We start from the raw sequence: 19,139 nt of genomic DNA, 5'->3' as shown, positions 1-19,139 counted from the left end.
GAAGTGAGTGGAAGATGACATTAGCCATGCAAAATGAAGTGAAAAAGCGTCGCCGGCAGCTACTAGAACAGTTGCCCGCCGATGCGATTGCAATTTTTCCCGCTGGTGCAGAAGTTGTGCGCAGTCGCGACACCCATTACCCGTTTCGTCAGGACAGCGATTTTTACTATTTAACTGGTATTACCGAGCCCGAGGGCGTGTTGGTATTGATTCCCGACGCCGAGCAGCAAGAAATTCTTTTTGTTTTGCCGAAAGACCCCTTGCAAGAAGTTTGGCATGGTCGCCGCTTGGGCGCTGATGTGGCGAAGCAAGTGAGCGCCGTTGATGTGGTGTACACCCGCGATGAATTAGAGTCTCGGCTTTTAGCGTTCTTGAATGGACCTAAATCGCTGTATGTCGCATTCGACCAACACCCTGAATTTGAACAGCAATTGCGCGGCTATTGCCGCCGACTGGCTGCCACGCCGAAACGCGCAAAGACAGCACCTGAGGCGTGGTGCGATGTGAAGCCGATGTTGCATCAAATGCGTTTGGTCAAGTCAGCCTATGAGCAAGACCAGATGCGTAAGGCTGCACAGATAAGTGCACAAGCGATGATCCGAGGAATGCAAAGCACGACGGTTGGACGCTTTGAATATCAAGTGGCTGCTGATATCGAACATGAATTCAAGCGACAGGGTGCTGCCGGCCCCGCGTATGGAATTATCTGCGGTGGTGGCGAGAATGCTTGTATTTTACACTATACCGCCAATACCGACGTGTTGAATGACGGTGATCTGCTCTTGATTGATGCTGGCGCTGAATATGCCGGTTACGCTGGCGATATTACCCGCACGTTTCCAGTCAATGGACGCTTCACCGCAGCTCAGAGAGACGTCTATCAAGTCGTTTTAGATGCGCAAGAAGCCGTGATCGCTGCAATTAAACCGGGCACGACGCTGCCGCACTTAACCGACATTTGTTTGCGCGAACTGACTCAAGGTCTACTCAAGCTAGGCATTTTGCAAGGTGATTTGCAGTGCTTATTGGCTGACAAAGCCTGTCGGCGCTATTTCATTCATGGGCTCGGGCATTGGCTGGGTCTAGATGTGCATGATGTCGGTCGCTACGAACTCGAAGGCGAGGCGACCCCACTGCGAGCGGGGATGGTGTTTACGGTCGAACCGGGACTTTACTTCGCACCGGACGATGTGCAAGTACCTGAAGCCTACAGAGGTATTGGGGTGCGGATTGAAGATGATATTCTGATGACCGCTGACGGCTTTGAGAACTTAACTGCGGCAGTGCCGAAACAGATTGAAGCGATTGAAGCACTGATGGCTGGAGAATCAGCCGTCACGCAACGGCGAGCGGTTTCATGAAGCCTGAAGCAACAACAGCAACTGCAAAGAAAACCATTGTCATCGCCGGCGGCGGTTTAACCGGCTGTTTAACGGCGCTGGTACTGCAACGTAAATTTCCGCAATTTCACGTAATTGTGCTGGATCAACAAGCGAGCACACCGCGGCAAGATCCGCGCGGTTTGGCCTTGGCATTAAGAACGCAGCAGGTACTAGCGGATTATGGTGTTTGGCGCGATGATTTGGCGAAAAGCCCAGCTATTCAACATATTCATGTGTCTGACGCGAATACGCCGGGCAGTATGACCATGCACGCGGAGAAGGCGCAAGTGGAAGCGCTTGGTTATGTGGCCATGGCCGGGTTGCTGCAAGAGCAGCTCAGTGCCGCCTGCGCCGCTAGCTCGGTTGATCACCGTTTCGGCACGTCGATCGCCACACTCGCAGCAACCGATTGCGGTTATCGCCTGACCTTAAACGACGAAAGCGTCTTGGACGCTGATTTACTCGTTGTCAGCGAAGGTGGGAACTCGTTGACGCGACGATTATTAGGCGTCGGAATGCAAGAGTATCCCTACGCACAAGTCGCGGTGGCGGCGCAGGTAAAGTTTAAGCGGCCACATCGGGGTTGGGCTTATGAACGCTTTACCGCCAATGGCCCAGCGGCATTATTACCGCAAAAAGATGACGAAGCCGCGCTGGTGTGGTGCATGAGTGCAGAACAAGCCGAGGCATTGCGGGTGCAGTCTGCGGCTGAGCATTTGCGTTGTGCGCAAGCCGTGTTTGGTCCCGCGCCAGGACAGCTGCAGTCCGTGCAGCTACAAGCGATTTTCCCCTTGCAGTTAGCATTGGCGGAGCGTTTCGTCGGCCATCGCTTTGCGATTTTAGGTAATGCTGCGCACACTTTACACCCGGTCGCCGGACAAGGGTATAATCTTGCTGTACGCGACATTCTTGATTTAGCCGCGAGCTTAGACGAAGAGCAATTTGCCAGTGTTGAACAGCTGAATCGATACCAGCTAATTCGCGAGCGCGACTATCAAGAAATCATCACCTTAACCCATGGGTTGGTGACTGTGTTTTCGTCGACCGAAACCCTGTGGCGACATATTCGCAGCAAGGGTTTGTATGCCATGCGCGCATTTGATTATTTAAGTCGGCCATTGATGCGCAAAGCCATGGGCTTTCGTAGCTTGATTTAAGCGAACCAGAGAAAAGAAGGACAGGATGGCGTTAAAACGTACTCAAGTGTTAATTGTTGGCGGCGGCATGGTTGGCCTTGCATTGGCCTGCGCTTTGGCAAAAGCCGGTCGACAAGTGACTGTGGTCGAGCAGCAAGCGCGCACGCACGATTTTCCTGCCGAACCGACGTTGCGTGTCAGTGCGATTAATTTAAAAGCGCAGCAATGGCTGCGGGAACTGGGTGCGTGGCAGCGTCTGCCGGATGATCGTCGGTGTGACTATCAAGGTATGGACGTTTGGGATCAGGATAGTTTCGGCCGAATTCAATTTAATGCAGCAGATTCTGATTTGCCCCACCTCGGTAGCATTGTCGAAAATGCCGTGGTTGAAACCGCGCTGTGGCAAACCGCAGACGCGCTCGGTGTGAACTTAATTCATGGTGTCAGCGTCGAGATGCCGGAGTTTCAAGAACAAGACGTTACCGTGCAACTCGACAGTGGCGACATTATTCTGGCGCAATTGCTGGTGGCCGCTGACGGTGGCAATTCGAAGCTACGTCAACATGTAGCAACACCCGTTGTGCATCGTGATTACGAACAACAGGGCTTAGTGGCGACGATTAAAACCAGTCTGCCGCATCAGGGTATCGCTCGCCAAGCCTTCCATGCGGGTGGCCCGCTGGCGCTATTACCCATGGCCGATCCACATGAAGTGTCGATTGTCTGGAGTTTACCGGTGACAGACGCGCAGCGACTGTGCCAGCTCGACGAAACGCAATTTAATCAGGCGCTTACGGTCGCCAGTGACAATCGTTTAGGGCTATTGACCTGTGTCAGCCAGCGTGTGAGCTTTCCACTGACCATGCGTTATGCCCAGCGTTGGGTGTATCAGCGGCAAGTCCTCGTTGGCGATGCCGCGCATACGATCCATCCGCTCGCCGGCCAAGGCGTGAATTTAGGCTTTGGCGACGCCTACTTATTAGCCCAACAGCTGAACCAATTGGGTAGCTTGAATGGGCAATGGAATGACGCGCAGTTACAGCGGCAATTGCGCCACTACGAGCGGGCGCGAAAAACCGCAGCACTGCGCCATATTGCCACGATGGAAGGTTTTCACCAGTTGTTCCGACCGCGTAACCCCGTATTGCGGTTAGCGCGGGCAGTGGGCTTGAAAGCCGTGGACAAAGCAAACCCGCTGAAAGACTTCTTCCTTCAGCAAGCGAATCAAATCTAACTGGTCGGATTGAGATAGTCCTGCAGATACGCCAATAAATGCTCAGCGGCCGGGTTCGGTCGCTGGGTATGGCGCTCAATATAAATGCCGACCGTTCCCAACGCTGGGAGCTCGGTATTTTTTAATTCAACTAAGTCAGCTGGCAGCGAACTCTTGGCTAAAACCGTAATGCCCAAGTCACTTTTCAAAGCTGCGCTAATTCCGGTTAAATCGCTATTGGTGTAAGCAATTCGGTGCGCCGTGGCACTTTGCTTTAACGCTTGTAGTGCGCGACGTCGATAAATACAGCCTTCAGCGGCCACCACCAAGGGCAACTGTTGCGGCCACTGATAGTCGCTGCGGCCGGCGACCCAAATCAGCGCATCTTCTTTGACCTTTACTGCATCCGCGGGGGCTTGCTCAGCAACCGTTAAAATAATATCGAATTGACCGCGGCTGGCGCCTAAACGGAGGTCACGACTCAAGCCTGACGTCACTTCTAAACTAATTTGCGGATAACTACTGGAAAACTGACCGAGGATCCGCGGCAACAAAGCCGTCGCAAACTCGCTGGGAATGCCCAAACGCACCTGACCAGACACCGAGTCGGTGGTAAAGCGTGAGAGTAATTGATCATGCAGGCCAAGAATCTGTCGTGCCGCCTGATACAAATCCTGACCGGCAGCCGTGAGCTTGAACTTATTCCCATGACGCTCAACAAGGACGCTGTCGAGCTGCTCTTCGAGTCGTTTAATCTGCAAACTTATGGCTGGCTGCGAGCGACCGAGATGCTCGCCCGCAAGCGTGTAACTTTGCAAATCGGTGACGGTGACCAAAGCCCGCAAATTTTCCAAAGGAATATGTTTCATAACAACTTGGCCTGTGTGGTTATTTTATTAATAATTTCAATACTAGCATTATCCTCATTAATTTTCTAAATGCAGCTATTGCCCTTTTTAATTTGTTGCTTTGCATTCTGCGGCCTATAATGGCTGCCATTCAGCTGTCCAAAAAATCGACAAAAGTGAGATTCAAATGGCACAACGTACACCGCTTTATCAACACCACCTTGACGCTGGCGCGAAAATGGTCGACTTTCACGGCTGGGACATGCCGTTAAACTATGGCTCACAGATTGAAGAGCACCATGCGGTGCGCCAGAACGTAGGCATGTTTGACGTCTCGCACATGACCATTGTCGATGTTACTGGACCAGAAGCCAAAGCCTATTTGCGCCGGTTACTCGCCAATGACGTCGCTAAGCTGCAAATGCCAGGTAAAGCCTTGTACACCGCGATGTTGAACGAAACTGGCGGTGTCATCGACGACCTCATTGTCTACTTCTTTAACGAAGAATCTTACCGTTTAGTGGTGAACTCAGCGACCCGCGATAAAGACTTAGCGTGGATGGAAGCGCAAAGCGGCGAGTTTGATGTGGCCATTACCGAGCGCACCGAATTTGCCATGTTAGCTGTGCAAGGTCCACAAGCGCCGGCGACTGTGGCTAAACTCCTAACCTCTGAACAGCAAGCCGAAGTTGCAGCCATGAAGCCGTTTGTAGGCTTGCAAATGGACGACTTATTTATTGCGACGACGGGTTACACAGGTGAAGCGGGTTACGAAATTATTATACCAGCTGACGTTGTCGGTCGCATTTGGAACCAGCTTATTGAACTTGGCGTGAAACCTTGTGGTCTTGGTGCACGTGACACCTTGCGCTTAGAAGCAGGTATGAACCTCTATGGTCAAGATATGGACGAAAGCGTGTCACCATTGTCATCGAATATGGCATGGTCAGTCGCCTTCGAGCCAGCGGACCGTGATTTCATTGGTCGCAGCGCGTTAGAAGCAGAGAAAGCAGCAGGCACCCATAAATTGGTTGGCCTCGTCATGCAAGAGAAAGGCGTATTGCGCGCAGGCTTGAAAGTTGTCGTTGAAGGCGGCGAAGGCGTGATTACTTCCGGTACATTCTCACCAACTTTAGGGTACAGTATTGCCTTGGCTCGAGTACCGCAGCCAGCAGGTGAAACCGCAGAAGTGGAAATGCGCAAAAAAATGGTTACAGTAAAGGTTGTGAAGCCTTCTTTTGTTCGCAATGGCAAAGCAGTCGTCACCCTGTAACCTCAAACTCATTTTTCTATTAACAACAAGGCAGTGTCCATTAGGACTGAATTAAGGATTACCTTATGAGCAATGTACCAACTGAATTAAAATATGCAGCGTCGCACGAGTGGATCCGCGATGAGGGCGATGGAATTTATACGGTCGGTATCACCGAGCACGCCCAAGAACTTTTGGGTGACATGGTGTTCGTTGACCTACCTGAAGTTGGCGACAACGTGTCTGCGGGTGACGACGTCGCTGTTGCAGAGTCAGTGAAAGCTGCATCGGACATTTACGCACCAATCGCTGGTGAAATCGTCGCAGTGAACGAAGAGCTCGAAGATTCACCTGAGTTGGTCAACAGCGACCCATACGGTGACGGCTGGTTGTTCAAAATTAAAGCGGACGACGAAACCGAAGTTGGAGGCTTACTTGACGCTGAAGGCTACGCCGCGTCGATTGAAGAAGACTAAGCTGCAATGCAGAAAAGGCCCCAGTCACGCTGGGGCCTTTGTCGTTAATTAAAGCGACATAAAATGAGACTTTATTCTTTTTATTCATGAGTTTACGCAGGATACAGGCACATGAGCAGTAAAACGCTAAAACAGTTAGAGCGTCATGACGAGTTTGTCGCCCGTCATATTGGCCCCGATGCAGCAGAACAAGCAGCCATGCTTGCAGCAGTCGGCGCTGAGTCATTAGAAGAGATGACGAAACAGACGGTTCCCGGCTCAATTTTACGCGAACCATTCTTAGAAATTGGCGACTCAATGACTGAGCGTGATGCATTAGCTCGCCTGCGCACGATTGCGAAAAAGAATAAAGTTTTCTCTAGCTTCATCGGTATGGGTTACTACGACACCTTGATCCCGAACGTGATTTTACGCAACGTGTTGGAAAACCCAGGTTGGTACACCGCGTATACGCCATATCAACCAGAAATTGCCCAAGGTCGCTTGCAAGCAATTTTGAACTTCCAGCAAATGACGATTGACCTGACGGGTTTAGAAATTGCTAGTGCGTCATTACTTGACGAAGCAACTGCCGCGGCCGAAGCGATGGCGATGGCACAGCGTGTCAGCAAGTCCAAGTCGAACGCCTTCTTCATTGCCGACAACGTCTTCCCACAGACCGTTGACGTCGTCAAAGCGCGTGCGGACATGTTTGGTTTCGAGATTATTCAAGGTCCGTGGCAAGACGCTGGCAAGCACGATGTATTCGGTGCCTTGTTGCAAAGCCCAGCAGAAAACGGTGAAGTTCTCGACCTAACTCAAGTCATTGCTGAAGTTCAAGCCAACAAAGGTTTGGTTGCAGTGGCTACCGACCTAATGAGCTTAGTGGCGTGTAAGTCACCGGGCGAAATGGGTGCGGACATGGTCTTCGGTTCGGCCCAGCGCTTTGGTGTACCTATGGGCTACGGCGGACCACACGCAGCTTTCTTTGCCACGCGTGATAAGTTCAAGCGTGCGATTCCAGGTCGGATTATCGGTGTGTCGATCGACAGCCGTGAGAAGACTGCATTGCGCATGGCCATGCAAACCCGTGAGCAGCATATTCGCCGCGAGAAAGCGACGTCGAACATCTGTACTGCCCAAGTATTGTTAGCCAACATCGCATCGTTCTATGCGGTGTACCATGGCCCACAAGGCTTGAAAGACATCGCCGGTCGTATTCATCGCTTAACCGACATTTTAGCGACAGGCTTAAGCAAAAAGGGCTTCGCGCCAGTGAACCAAACTTGGTTCGACACTATTACGATTAAAGCCGAAGGTGAAGTGCGCGCCGACATTTTAGCGCGTGCTGAAGCGGCTGAACTGAACTTCCGCATCGACCGTGACGGTTTGCTCGGTATTAGTTTCGACGAAGCGAAAACCCGTGCTGACGTGGCGCGTTTGTTTGACGTGATCCTTGGCGAAGGCCACGGTTTAGACGTCGACTCTCTGGACAGCGAAGCACAGAGCAGCCAGTCGATCCCGGTTGAATTGCAGCGTACCAGCGAGTTCCTGACCCACGAAGTGTTTAACCAGTATCACTCAGAAACTGAAATGCTGCGTTACATCCGTCAGCTCGAAGGCAAAGACTTGGCCTTGAACCACAGTATGATTTCACTCGGTTCATGTACCATGAAGCTAAACGCGACCGCGGAAATGATTCCAATTACGTGGCCAGAGTTTGCGAACTTGCACCCGTTCTGCCCATTGAATCAAGCCCAAGGCTACGCAGAAATGCTCAGCACCTTGTCGACTTGGTTAATTGACATTACCGGCTATGACGCCATGTCGATGCAGCCAAACTCAGGTGCACAGGGCGAATACGCTGGCTTGTTAGCTATTCAGCGTTACCATCAGAGCCGTGGCGAAGGCCACCGCAATGTCTGTTTGATTCCTGAGTCTGCGCACGGCACCAACCCGGCGTCGGCGCAAATGGCGAGCATGAAAGTCGTTGTTGTTGCCTGTGATAAGAAAGGTAACGTCGACATTAACGACCTGCGCGAGAAAGCAGCAGCGGTATCTGATCAGCTGAGTTGTGTCATGGTCACTTATCCGTCGACGCACGGTGTGTATGAAGAGCAGATTCGTGATATCTGCGACATTATTCATGAGCACGGCGGTCAAGTGTACATGGACGGCGCCAACATGAACGCGCAAGTCGGTGTCACTTCACCAGGTTATATCGGTTCTGACGTGTCGCACTTGAACCTGCACAAAACCTTCTGTATCCCGCACGGTGGTGGTGGCCCAGGTATGGGTCCAATTGGCGTGAAGAGCCATTTAGCACCATTCTTACCAGGTCACGTCATGGTTGACGGCGAAGGCCTTGCGCACGGCAACGGCGCAGTCTCAGCAGCACCATACGGCAGTGCGAGCATTCTGCCAATTTCATGGATGTACATCGCCATGATGGGCAGCAAAGGCCTGCGTGAAGCGACTGAAGTGGCAATTTTGAATGCTAATTACATGGCCAAGCGTTTAGGTGAACACTTCCCAATTCTGTTCACCGGCCGTAATGACCGTGTCGCGCACGAATGTATTATCGACTTACGCCCACTGAAAGAAGCAACGGGCATTGCCGAAATTGACGTGGCGAAGCGTTTGCAAGACTTCGGTTTCCACTCACCAACCATGAGCTTCCCAGTTGCGGGCACGCTGATGATTGAGCCAACTGAGTCCGAGTCAAAAGCAGAGATGGATCGCTTCTGTGACGCCATGGCGGCAATTAAAGCTGAAATCGACAAAGTTGCAGCAGGCGAGTGGCCAGCAGACAACAACCCACTGGTGAACGCACCGCACACCTTAGCGGACATCACCAGCGCTTGGGATCGCCCATACTCGATTGAAGAAGCGGTCTTCCCGAAAGTGTGGCTACGTGACCACAAGTTCTGGCCAACTGTGAACCGCATTGACGACGTCTACGGCGACCGCAACTTAGTGTGCAGCTGCCCACCGCTGTCGGCGTATCAAGAGTAATTGATTTGCTGTTGTGATAAGAAAAATGCGCGGCACTGCCGCGCATTTTTTATGGGTGGCTTTTTCGAGTAATGACAGGTTTCTGATTGATAAGCCCTGCTCGTCAATGAGTGCCCAGTTTTTGTATCAGCGTTAAAAGCTCATTTACAACCGATTCGGGCTTATCAAACTGCACATAATGACCACTGCCTTCGGTCAACACAGATCTACTTCGAGGAAAAGCACTGACAGAGCTTTTTAGTCATTCATTGAATTTAGGAATTCAATCGCTTTTTCGACAACAACATCACGACCAGCACGAAGGTTCTCTGGTGTGGGTCTTATATAGATATCTGGAACGATCCCAACGTACTGAACGTCATCACCGTTCTTGTCGTAAACTCGAAGCCCAGTGAAATAGGCGGATAGTCCATCCATGAGTGGCACGATTCGAACATTGCCGATAGCTCCCGCGGTTGTACTTCCGATAATCGTTGTATTCGGTAGCTCTCGCCATGCCATTACACTGAACTCGGACTGACTGATGGATGCCTCATCAACTAAGATGACAATACCATCAAGATTGACAGATTCTTGAGGTGTCAATGTGGGGGTATGCTCAAGCATGGTGAGCCGCCCAGGAAACGCAGGATCAATTCGAGCTAAACGTGCAAACATTAACGGCTCTTGCGTAAGTTGATTACCAAGGTAATAAAGTATGAATTCACTTGGATAACCCCGAACATCAATAATTAACTTGCCGGTTTCACGACTTAGCTTAATGGCCTGGTCGACCATATCGAAATCAATACCGGCCACTTTTAAATAAGTAACATCATCATCCAGTGTCTGCACGGCTTTTCCAGGTAAGCTATGTGCAGGCTCTGGTACTTCATACTCAGAAATTGCGACTTGATGATATTCTTGGTCTCTGCCCAAGGTCAGCACGGTTGGTTGTTCGCAAGAGCGCGCCATCAGTCCATTTGCAATTGAATAGTCGCGATGGGAATCATTGCTGGCCGAGAAATACGGAACTTGAGCTTCGATTAATGCGTCAATATATTGCCCATTAATGGCAATAATACGGTCTCCAAGCAATACTTTGGAGTCGGGTAAATCTTTATGAATCCGACTGATGATAATGTCTGCCTCTAACCGACGAAGGGTGAACGGCAGATAGCAAGATCCTTCTTTGAAGATCGCTTCAGATAGACCCGCATGACCGTCATTTAAATGAGTCAGTAGCTCTTCGAGTATCTTTTTAAACTCAAATTCACTCTGTGTTTCGAGGGTTTTGACCGTTAGTTGACTGAGTGTACCGTACCAGTCTGATTGAATTTCTTCACGATAAGGGAACCAGTATTCAAGCACGTTCCACAGGCGTGCAAGCACGAGTAATCGTATTTCCCAGGTGAGATTATTGGAGGAAAGTTGCTTTTCCCGAGCAAATACAGGAAGAGCCAATTGGTCGCTAAAGGCGTAAGCACTCTCGCCAAAGCTATGCCGGTTTGACCGAATGCTCTCGATAGCGGCTACAACTTGGCTGTCGTAAACCTCATCGTTTAAATACCAGTCAAGAATGGGCTCGACAAGGATATGACTGGACTGGGTAGCAACCTTTTCTGTTGATTCCTCAGGAATACCAATTTGCGCCAACACAGTATTGATGATGTCGTTTACGTCATCACCCATGACTAATGATTGGACGGATTCTACAAAGATAAAGTCCCAATCCAAGGTGCCCAGAGCTACCTCGGGATGAAAATACTTAAAAAATCCCCAAACTTTCATCCACCTTGCTAGGTCATTGGCGGTCGTCACATCCAACTTTTGCCAATTAATCTCGATTTCTTGCAAGTCACTTAAAGAGCGCTCGGTCGCCGCAACGGAAGTGTTGTTTGACGCTGGCAGTTCTGTAATTAATTTGCCGTCAACCCAAAACTCTACATCACTAAACCAAGCAGCTCCCGGACCAGCGAGGAAAGCTCCAATGACGATTGACTCAGCATGCGAATTGACGGCTTGTGCGACGCGCACTGCATGCCAGTTATTATCTTTTGCAGACACAAACGGCTGGCTATTGGTAAATTCGACCGCATTACCTGAGATATCTTGTCGAAGAAAAATATTTGCGCCTGCAAAAGCGCCAGTATCCTTAGTCCGAATTCGGGCGCGGATTTCAATGGTTTCTGCTTCGAAGTTTAAGGGGAAGGAGCGTAGAACATAATTTGTACTTGCGTTAAAAAGGTCGTTATCTATTTTAACGCTAACCTGATTTTCGTAGCGGACTTCAGTGTCGGCTCGAATAGCGCGATCATCGGATAACAGCCAATCCCTAATCTGACCATCATCACCTATTTTGAACTCTGTGAATGAGTCCGCAGAATTCGCCGAGTAAGACGAGGCAAGTAAGACAATGATTAAAAATAATCGCATTTTGCAATTCCCTAGCTTGTTATTCGATCCCAACGACTGCGAACTAAAAATCTGTTTAAAGTTGAAGCAGAGCAGCAATCTGTAGTTACGACCGTTGAACGGTTAATTCTGATTCTGCTGTTCCGCACGAGCCTTTGACTCTGCGAGTGACGGAACCCGCCATTCAGCGCGTTGTTCGTCAGTTACCGCACCTTCTTGAATATCGTACAGATGCCATTGACCGTCATCGTCGATTTTGAATTGCGTGCCATACCACTGCGGCTGATCAAAATACATAAGTAAGCGGTCCCAAGACGCGGCTTGCATCCATGTTGCGCGGTCAAAGCCTAAATGCGCGGCAATGGTGGCAAACGAGTGCGCTAAACGAATATCGTCCACGCTGTCGCCATGCTGAAAAATAACGGCAGCATGAAAGTAGTCGAGCCCAGTTTTGATTTCTCCTTGTGCAAGCATTGCCGAGACTTTGGTGCGATTTTCTTTATCCAACACACTCAGTTCATCCCAATCGATATCGGCGTTTCGCCGAGCATTTTGGTCGGATTCAAATAAGCGTTGTAGCTCGATATTGTCCTCTGCACTTGCAGTTGCAGGCGAGAGTAAGAGGGCGATGAAGACTAGGGGTGTGATTAGTTTGATAAGCATATAAAGCTCCATGAAGTGAAAGCCGCCGAACCTAAGTAGAGTTATCGGCGCGCTTTATTGGATACTTACTCAGTGTCTGCTTGCTTTGATTGAGTGTAGGTATACTCTAACGAAACTACCGCAGCGCATAGGCCACTGAAAGCAAGTGTTGCTAGCGCACTCACCACACTCCAGAGAGAACCAACGATTGCCAAGCCAGTATAATTGGGTTTGGTGAACGTAAGCGAGGTACCGGAGCCAAGGTCTTGTGTAATCACACCAGATTCAAGAAACGGTGGCACAATCAGTAAAGTGATCGCGATTGCAAAGAGGATGAAGCTGATAAATCCGATTAAGCGGGCTGCAATTAACAAAGGTCCAAGATTAACGGTTTTGATGCCAGAGTAAGGATAGATTTTCATATAAGTTCCTTTTATTTTTTTATTCTTAGTTTTGCGCGAGAAACACCATCATCGTACGCTGTTGGGCACGTGCGTCAAGAGGAACGTTCTTTGTATAACGCCCGACGCATGCGCGCAACTTGAGAGCGCCCGAGGGGCGCGGAACACTCACTCGTTCGATTCTATTAGTTCTATAAGAACACGCCCAAGCTGCGCTATTGCAGTATTGCGTTCTTCGAATGAGGCTGTTGTTTCTGTTATGTAAAATACTACGAATGTGGGTTTTCGTTCGGGAGGCCAAATAATTGCAGTAATAGCTCTAGAGCCAAATCCGCCTGCACCAGTTCTGTCGCCAATAATCCAGTCACTGGGTTTTACGGACCGAAACAATCCATCTGCAACTTGGTTATTAACCAACCACATCTTTAGTAAGTCTATAGACGCTTCTGTTAAAACATTGCCAAGTAGCAATTGCTCGAGGTTACCAATCATTGCGTTTGGTGTCGTTGTATCTCGCTCATCGCCTGGTGCGGCTTCATTAAGCTCTGTTTCCCAGCGGTCCAAGCGCGTAACATCATCGCCTAACTTTCTTGCAAATGCGGTGATACTTTCTGGCCCTCCTAAATTCTGCAAAATAAGATTGGCCGCTGTGTTATCGCTTGTTGTCATCGTAGCTTCGCAAAGCTCTGCAAGAGTTATGTCACGGTTGTCGGCATACGCCTCTAAAACTGGGGAGTAGGTTACAAGATCCGACGATGCAACACTGATGCTCCTTGTGAGTTGTTCGCTTCCGGCGTCTACACGTTCTAACAGTGCCGCACATGCTAAGGTTTTAAATGTGCTCGTTAATGGAAAACGTTGATCGGAGTTATATTCCCACCTCATGCCTGTTTCAGTGTCGTAAGCGGCGAAGCCAACGCGTGCATCAAGATCGCTTTCAATACGTCTTAGCTCACTAAATAGAACGCCTTCATCAGCAATCAAATGTGAGGGAAAGAACAAAACAGCACACGCAACAACGACTTTAAACTTCACCACTAATCTCCAGAGCATAGAATTTTGAAACAGCACCATTCCTTCCTGCAGAGCTAAGCCTTTACCGGCCTGACCATAATGCAAAACTTGTGATTCCTCGTGCATTTCGCGGCCAATTCCTGCCCACATGGCCTCATAGGTCTTATCAACCAAACGCCTAGCGACCGGTGTCACATCACCGATCATGCACATCTTGCTGCAATCAGCGATATATCCGTCTTGCTTCATGGTAATCAAAGACAGTTACCAGACGCCGACCGGATCCTCGCATTACACTCAACTCTTGAGCACTTATCAGTTTTACCCTAGCCATCGACCACCTTCATTATACCAACATTAGCCAGCTTCATTTGGTCTCGCATAATGTCAGAAAAGGACATTCTAGGGTTCGCCTCGGCTAGCATGCATGGTTTGGTAGTGAAGGCGACGTTGCAACGCATGCAGTTCTGTGGAGGACACGATTTTTGTGTTCGGAACGAAGATAAGCAACTTGTTAGGTGCTTTTTAGTATCACAGGCGCCTTTTGACTTATCACACTGACACAAGTATCTAAGCCAATCACAAGAAACTCTTTAAAGTATATGAGGCCGCCAATCATAAAATCAGTTCTCGAGCATTCTTGCGAGAACCAGCCGCCAGACTCGACTTCAAAGCACCATCGTTAGCTCTGTCGGAAAATACCAATGTGGCTTTAAATTCTTCCATAGTTACCTAACGCAGAGCGCACCAGCGACCTTGACGTAGCGAAGCGGAGACAAGGGCGTCCGGGTGCCGCGTTTGGTTAAATTGCTATCTCTCACCCTCAAGGCCATGCCACACCCGGAGAATAATGATGGCACTGGCATGAACTGAATATCGAACGACGTATTTTCCGAAAACCATATCTCGAACAGAGTCAGGCACCGGTGCCATTTCAACTGGCGTGCCCATTTTGGGGAAATCTGGAAGTAATTCGATTTTGCCAACCAGTTCGGAGGCAATCCTGGCTGCCACCGACGGGTTGTGCACCGCAATGAACTCCCTGAGACGTTTCAAATCATCAATGGCTTCGTCCGTGTAAACCAACTTCACTTACCTGACCTCGGCGCATCCTGCTCGTTATCGGTTCCCCAGCTATTAAGCCAACTGTGAACCTCGCTGGCATCAACAACCTTGCCTTGGGCAGCAGACTCCATTGCCTCTAACGTTTGTTTCCATCGCTCTTGCTCAAGTTGCTGCTTTTCTATGTATTCCGACAATGCCTGGTTGATCACCCAGCCTTTGCTACGGTGCAGCCTGCTGGCGATTGCTTCCAGATGCTTTTCAACTTCTGCTTGAAGGCGAACTGTGGTGACGCTCATGACTAAGACCCTCGAATTGGATGACTACAACGTATTACAGCATAGTCTACAAGGGTAGGCAAAAAATTTAACATTTATATACTAGGCATGCGCGGTGTATTGACGGCAAGAAAAAACTTGAAAGACTGGTAAATACTGAGGTTCTCACGAACGCCTCCCTTTGTTCTCACGGTGCAAAATGCGCATGCACATTTTTAATCGCATGCTTGCTTATTATTTACTCAACAATGTAGACCATAAACGGGCTTTGCGGCATAAGCTAACTTCCATTGTTTTTGATTCCAACACATAATTGTAATGTATACCGCTATTCCATTTATGCTCGGTTTGGTGCGACATCGCGCATATTATCGACTTGCCTTGCGCGATTAATACGACTAGAGTCAAATAGTTAAATGAAAAGTAAGTGGCAGTAACGTCGCGCGGATAAAAATAATTACGCATGCACGGTTTGTATGCGTAAGAGCGCAGAGAGCACCCTTGAATACACCAATATCAACAAGACCTCCCACGATTTTGCCGCTTCGATACACCGTGCATGCCTCATATATAAATGTTATACACTATCCAACAATGGAGCTCTTAATGGATATATGGGAAATAGATAAGCTGGCGTTGTTTCTTGCATTTGTGATACCAGGATTCATTAGTATCAAAGCCTATCAGCTGGCTTTTCCGGGCACGGAAAGAGCTACATCCGATCAGCTCATAGATGCCATTGCCTACAGTTCCATTAACTATGCCCTGCTAATTTTTCCGATAATTTCAATTGAATCCGGAAATCTCCAGGATTCGTGCAAGTTTTTATATTATCTTTTCTATGTCTTTGTGCTTTTTATTGCACCAATTATTTGGGTGCTGATCTGGAAATATCTAAGAACAAGAAACTTCTTTCAGCGAAATGCACCACATCCAACGGCCAAACCGTGGGATTACATATTTGCACAGCGGAAGCCATATTGGGTTAAAGTAACTTTAAAAAATGGCACAATCATAGCTGGCCGATACGCTGCTAAGTCTTTTGCTTCAAGCGCTCCAGCACCAGAACAAATTTATCTGGAAGAAACTTGGTTGCTTAATGACAAAGGTGGCTTCGAAAGAGCCAAAAATAATACGGCAGGTGTAATAATTCTGTCGAGTGAAATATCCCATATCGAGCTAAGAAGCTAAACAGGAGGCTTTATGTCTAACGAAAATAAACCAATCAATGAAGGCTACACTCCCCAAAAAACCGAGAAGGGCTATCAACCAGCGAAGCCAGCTGGTGACCCTAAACCTCAAGGGGGCTATGTTCCAACTACTAGTGGCGGTGATAACCCAACTAATAATCCTCCGGGTGATGAATAAGTGTATAACAAGCAAAGGCAGCCTCGCCCTTCGGGCTGGACGCGCTGACGCGCGCCGCTGCTTTGGGCGTTAGCTTTTTAGGGAGACCAGAGTAAATGGATAGTTTTTCGTTTCTAAATGCGCAATTTCTTGTGTTCGTTGTAATAGTTGCACTGCTTGTCATACAAATGTTGGCGCTCAAGAAAGGATATTTTGTAAAGGTAGAATACTCAAAGCCACGCAAACTTTTCTGGGCAGTTATTATTTCATCCATTTTTGCTGTAAATAGTATTATCTTTAGCAATATTTATTTCTTGCTATTAGCTGTGGTTATTGGTGTATATCTATATTTTTTCAAACAATATTATGCATTTAAACGCAATCAAAGCTAACAATACGCATCACTCGCAGCCTGCGGCTGCTGGGACGTCAAACGCTAACGCGTTTTTCCGCCCGTGTGCTTTGCGTCAGATCCACAAAATAACCTAACTTCTATCCTGTAGATCTAACAACCTCGATCCCCGGAACCGGCGTCAAACGCGGCGGATCGCTTAGCATGGTTTCAAGCTCCTCAATCGTCATTGCTGACGCACCGGGGACTATGCCGACATGCTGATTGCGACCATTGCTTTTGGCTGTGTACAGGCAGGTATCTGCTAAATCCACCAGTCTCAACCAGTTTACCGCTTGTGGCGCATCGGCCAGAGGCGGATAGGGCGCGTAGCCTATTGAACAGCTCAAGCGTACACAGGCATCTTGTTCGACCTCGAAGACATGCTCGGCTACTGTTTGCCGGACCCGCTCGGCCATTTGCACCGCCTGATCTCCAGGCAAATGGCGGGCAATAACTAGAAATTCCTCGCCGCCCCAACGCACGAGATGATCAGCTGGGCGGAAGATGGATTTGAGCAAGTTACCCATTTGTTCGAGTACGCGGTCACCGGCTGAATGCCCGCGCGTGTCATTGACTGTTTTAAAATAATCGATATCAATCAGGTAAAAAATATGGCCGTGCGGAGCAGGGGCGGCGCCGCCAGATTGTTGCTAATCATCAAACAGGCGGTGCACACCGGCTAAATCCTGCTCCAGAAAGCGCTCCAGATACCGTCGATTGTGCAGGCCGGTTAGTTGAACGGTGACCATGGCCTCCTCAAGTTGTCGGGTACGCTCGTGAACCTGATGTTCGAGTTCGCGTTTCTGTGTTTCGAGTCGACTGAATCGCCAACGCAGCAACGCTCGTCCGGCGAACAGCGCGACCAGAGCGAAGACAAGGTAAGCCCTAACGCTGCGATACCAAGGTGCTAAAATCCGAAAATCGATGGCTGTGGTCGCACTGATATTCCCTTGAGCATCGCGTGCTCGAACCTGAAATTGATAACTGCCTTCGCGTAAGCCTGTGTAGGTCATCGAAGGCTCTTCAAACCAGGGTGACCAGTTGCTGTCCAGTCCATCAAGGCGCACTTGATAGCGAATAGCCTCGCGCTGAACATGACTGGGCGCCGCGAATTCAAAGCGCAGGCGATTATCGGCGTAAGGCACAGTTAATGCGCCTTCTTCGGCTAATAGCGCCAGTAACGATTGATCTTCGCTATCACGAATGTCACGCAGCCGCAGGCTGTACTGGTACTCTTCCGGAGGTGTCGCCTCTGGATTGATGCGAAAGAGGCCAGGTGCACCACCGTACCACAAGATACCAGAGTCATCCGCGTAAAAGGTTGGTAGATGGTGGTTGTCGAGTGCGCGCAAATAGCTCGGAGACTGCCATTGGTAATCACCATCAATTTCCACGGCAAATCCCAGCTCACTGCGACGTGGATTATTTTCGAATCGGTGAATCCAGAGTCGACCAGAGTTGTCCTTGTGGGCATTCCAGATTGACGTCTCGACCTGTGGAAAAAACGAACCAAAATCACGAGTTATCTTGACGCGATCGCCCGATTCAGCGAGCTCATACAAGCTGTCGCTGCGTGCGATGTAGAGCTTGCCATCGATGAGCGTAGGTTCGAGTTGAAAGGTTGAGGTGAATCCTTCCGGCTCAGCAAATCTTGTCCAGTCAGGGGTACTTGGAAACAATGAGTCGTCTAGCTGCAAACGGATTACCCCTGAGAAGTCGGTTCCCAGCCAAGTGTATCCGTCTGGGGCATTGACCATGCTACGGATGGGAAAGGGCAGAGCATCGGTGAACTCCAACGGTTGCCAATTTTCGCCGTCATACTCCATCGCGGTCAGTCCATTCTGTGTGCCCAGATAGACGCGATTCGGAATGGAATCTGAGGCTTTCAAGACAAAAACCGGAGCGCCGACCTGCAGAACGCCCTTGGCGTTCTCACTGTCTTTCTCCAAGGCGAATACGCCCTGATGATAAGCGATCAGCAACTGTTCACCGTGTTGTAGCATAGCCCAGAGTCCACCTTGCCGATCTAATGTGAGATGATTGACGGCATTAGCAAGCAAACCTGCCTCACGGTTGATGTGATTTACATGACGACCGTGTTCGTCAAACAGGTGGATGCGAATCGAGAGAGACTTTTCACGTGTTTGGGTCCTTTTTCGGGGCCAATGTCTGCCGCGTGAATCACCACCAGAATGTGAAGCTCTTATCCGCTCAATGGTGATTAGTCATTGAATTGAGAATAAACGACTTATGAGCCAAGTCCAATTTCGGATCCTATCCCTCAATATTGTTAAATTAGCGCAATA

General features: G+C 49.3%; 16 protein-coding genes and 1 pseudogene. 8 read left to right on the top strand and 9 right to left on the bottom strand.

The annotated features are described in order from the left end of the window. The first annotated feature begins 14 nt into the window (after window positions 1-14). From pepP to LAT77_RS08340, 3 genes and pseudogenes are all read left to right on the top strand, one after another. Window positions 15-1,361 carry a Xaa-Pro aminopeptidase gene (pepP, locus tag LAT77_RS08350; protein WP_290564101.1) on the top strand — a complete coding sequence of 449 codons (1,347 nt, stop codon included), beginning with the start codon at window positions 15-17 and terminating at the stop codon, window positions 1,359-1,361. Beyond that, entirely contained in the window at window positions 1,358-2,539 is a 1,182-nt protein-coding gene (locus tag LAT77_RS08345) for an FAD-dependent monooxygenase (RefSeq protein WP_290564100.1), read from the top strand. The genes pepP and LAT77_RS08345 overlap by 4 nt, the downstream gene beginning before the upstream one ends. Window positions 2,540-2,555: 16 nt before the next feature. After that, window positions 2,556-3,752, top strand: a pseudogene (locus LAT77_RS08340) (FAD-dependent oxidoreductase); the annotation flags it as partial. Here the strand turns inward: LAT77_RS08340 and LAT77_RS08335 are convergent. Further along, a complete protein-coding gene (locus LAT77_RS08335) occupies window positions 3,749-4,600 on the bottom strand; it encodes a LysR family transcriptional regulator (protein ID WP_290564099.1) in 852 nt (283 codons plus the stop codon). The pseudogene LAT77_RS08340 and the gene LAT77_RS08335 overlap by 4 nt on opposite strands. A 166-nt stretch (window positions 4,601-4,766) precedes the next feature. Here LAT77_RS08335 and gcvT point away from each other — a divergent pair, with 166 nt between their 5' ends. The 3 genes from gcvT (at window position 4,767) to gcvP (ending at window position 9,301) form a co-directional block, all read left to right on the top strand. Beyond that, window positions 4,767-5,852, top strand: a complete 1,086-nt coding sequence (gcvT, locus tag LAT77_RS08330) for a glycine cleavage system aminomethyltransferase GcvT (RefSeq protein ID WP_290564098.1) — start codon at window positions 4,767-4,769, stop codon at window positions 5,850-5,852. 65 nt (window positions 5,853-5,917) lie between these two features. After that, window positions 5,918-6,307: a glycine cleavage system protein GcvH gene (gene gcvH, locus LAT77_RS08325; protein WP_290564097.1), complete on the top strand. Its 390-nt coding sequence runs from the start codon at window positions 5,918-5,920 to the stop codon at window positions 6,305-6,307. A 111-nt stretch (window positions 6,308-6,418) separates the two neighbouring features. Beyond that, window positions 6,419-9,301 carry an aminomethyl-transferring glycine dehydrogenase gene (gene gcvP / locus LAT77_RS08320; RefSeq protein ID WP_290564096.1) on the top strand — a complete coding sequence of 961 codons (2,883 nt, stop codon included), beginning with the start codon at window positions 6,419-6,421 and terminating at the stop codon, window positions 9,299-9,301. Between the two features lie 237 nt (window positions 9,302-9,538). Here gcvP and LAT77_RS08315 read toward each other — a convergent pair whose 3' ends face one another. The 6 genes from LAT77_RS08315 to LAT77_RS08285 form a co-directional block, all read right to left on the bottom strand. Then, a complete protein-coding gene (locus LAT77_RS08315) occupies window positions 9,539-11,716 on the bottom strand; it encodes a S41 family peptidase (protein ID WP_290564095.1) in 2,178 nt (725 codons plus the stop codon). Between the two features lie 102 nt (window positions 11,717-11,818). Further along, window positions 11,819-12,358, bottom strand: coding sequence for a hypothetical protein (locus LAT77_RS08310; protein WP_290564094.1), 540 nt, complete (start codon window positions 12,356-12,358; stop codon window positions 11,819-11,821). A gap of 65 nt (window positions 12,359-12,423) precedes the next feature. Beyond that, window positions 12,424-12,759 (bottom strand): hypothetical protein, encoded by a 336-nt coding sequence (locus tag LAT77_RS08305; RefSeq protein WP_290564093.1) that lies wholly within the window; start codon window positions 12,757-12,759, stop codon window positions 12,424-12,426. A 147-nt stretch (window positions 12,760-12,906) separates the two neighbouring features. Further along, the gene (bla, locus tag LAT77_RS08300; RefSeq protein WP_367118145.1) at window positions 12,907-14,001 is read right to left on the bottom strand and encodes a class A beta-lactamase; all 1,095 of its coding nucleotides are present in this window, start codon (window positions 13,999-14,001) and stop codon (window positions 12,907-12,909) included. A gap of 561 nt (window positions 14,002-14,562) precedes the next feature. Further along, window positions 14,563-14,844: a type II toxin-antitoxin system RelE/ParE family toxin gene (locus tag LAT77_RS08290; protein ID WP_290564092.1), complete on the bottom strand. Its 282-nt coding sequence runs from the start codon at window positions 14,842-14,844 to the stop codon at window positions 14,563-14,565. Next, on the bottom strand, window positions 14,841-15,113 hold the full coding sequence (locus LAT77_RS08285; protein ID WP_290564091.1) for a CopG family ribbon-helix-helix protein: 273 nt from the start codon (window positions 15,111-15,113) through the stop codon (window positions 14,841-14,843). Before LAT77_RS08285 ends, LAT77_RS08290 begins: the two co-directional genes overlap by 4 nt. Window positions 15,114-15,698: 585 nt before the next feature. Here LAT77_RS08285 and LAT77_RS08280 point away from each other — a divergent pair. Both LAT77_RS08280 and LAT77_RS08275 read left to right on the top strand, forming a co-directional pair. Then, window positions 15,699-16,283 carry a DUF6338 family protein gene (locus tag LAT77_RS08280; protein WP_290564090.1) on the top strand — a complete coding sequence of 195 codons (585 nt, stop codon included), beginning with the start codon at window positions 15,699-15,701 and terminating at the stop codon, window positions 16,281-16,283. 12 nt (window positions 16,284-16,295) lie between these two features. Then, on the top strand, window positions 16,296-16,460 hold the full coding sequence (locus LAT77_RS08275) for a hypothetical protein (RefSeq protein ID WP_290564089.1): 165 nt from the start codon (window positions 16,296-16,298) through the stop codon (window positions 16,458-16,460). 471 nt (window positions 16,461-16,931) lie between these two features. On the opposite strand, the gene LAT77_RS08270 is transcribed toward LAT77_RS08275, so the two are convergent. Further along, window positions 16,932-17,435: a GGDEF domain-containing protein gene (locus LAT77_RS08270; protein ID WP_290564171.1), complete on the bottom strand. Its 504-nt coding sequence runs from the start codon at window positions 17,433-17,435 to the stop codon at window positions 16,932-16,934. 48 nt (window positions 17,436-17,483) lie between these two features. Then, entirely contained in the window at window positions 17,484-18,836 is a 1,353-nt protein-coding gene (locus LAT77_RS08265) for a triple tyrosine motif-containing protein (protein ID WP_290564088.1), read from the bottom strand. Window positions 18,837-19,139: the final 303 nt, after the last annotated feature.

This window comes from Aliidiomarina sp. (genome assembly GCF_022565475.1).
Classification (GTDB): Bacteria; Pseudomonadota; Gammaproteobacteria; order Enterobacterales; family Alteromonadaceae; genus Aliidiomarina.
This window is presented reverse-complemented; position numbering and strand designations above follow the sequence as displayed.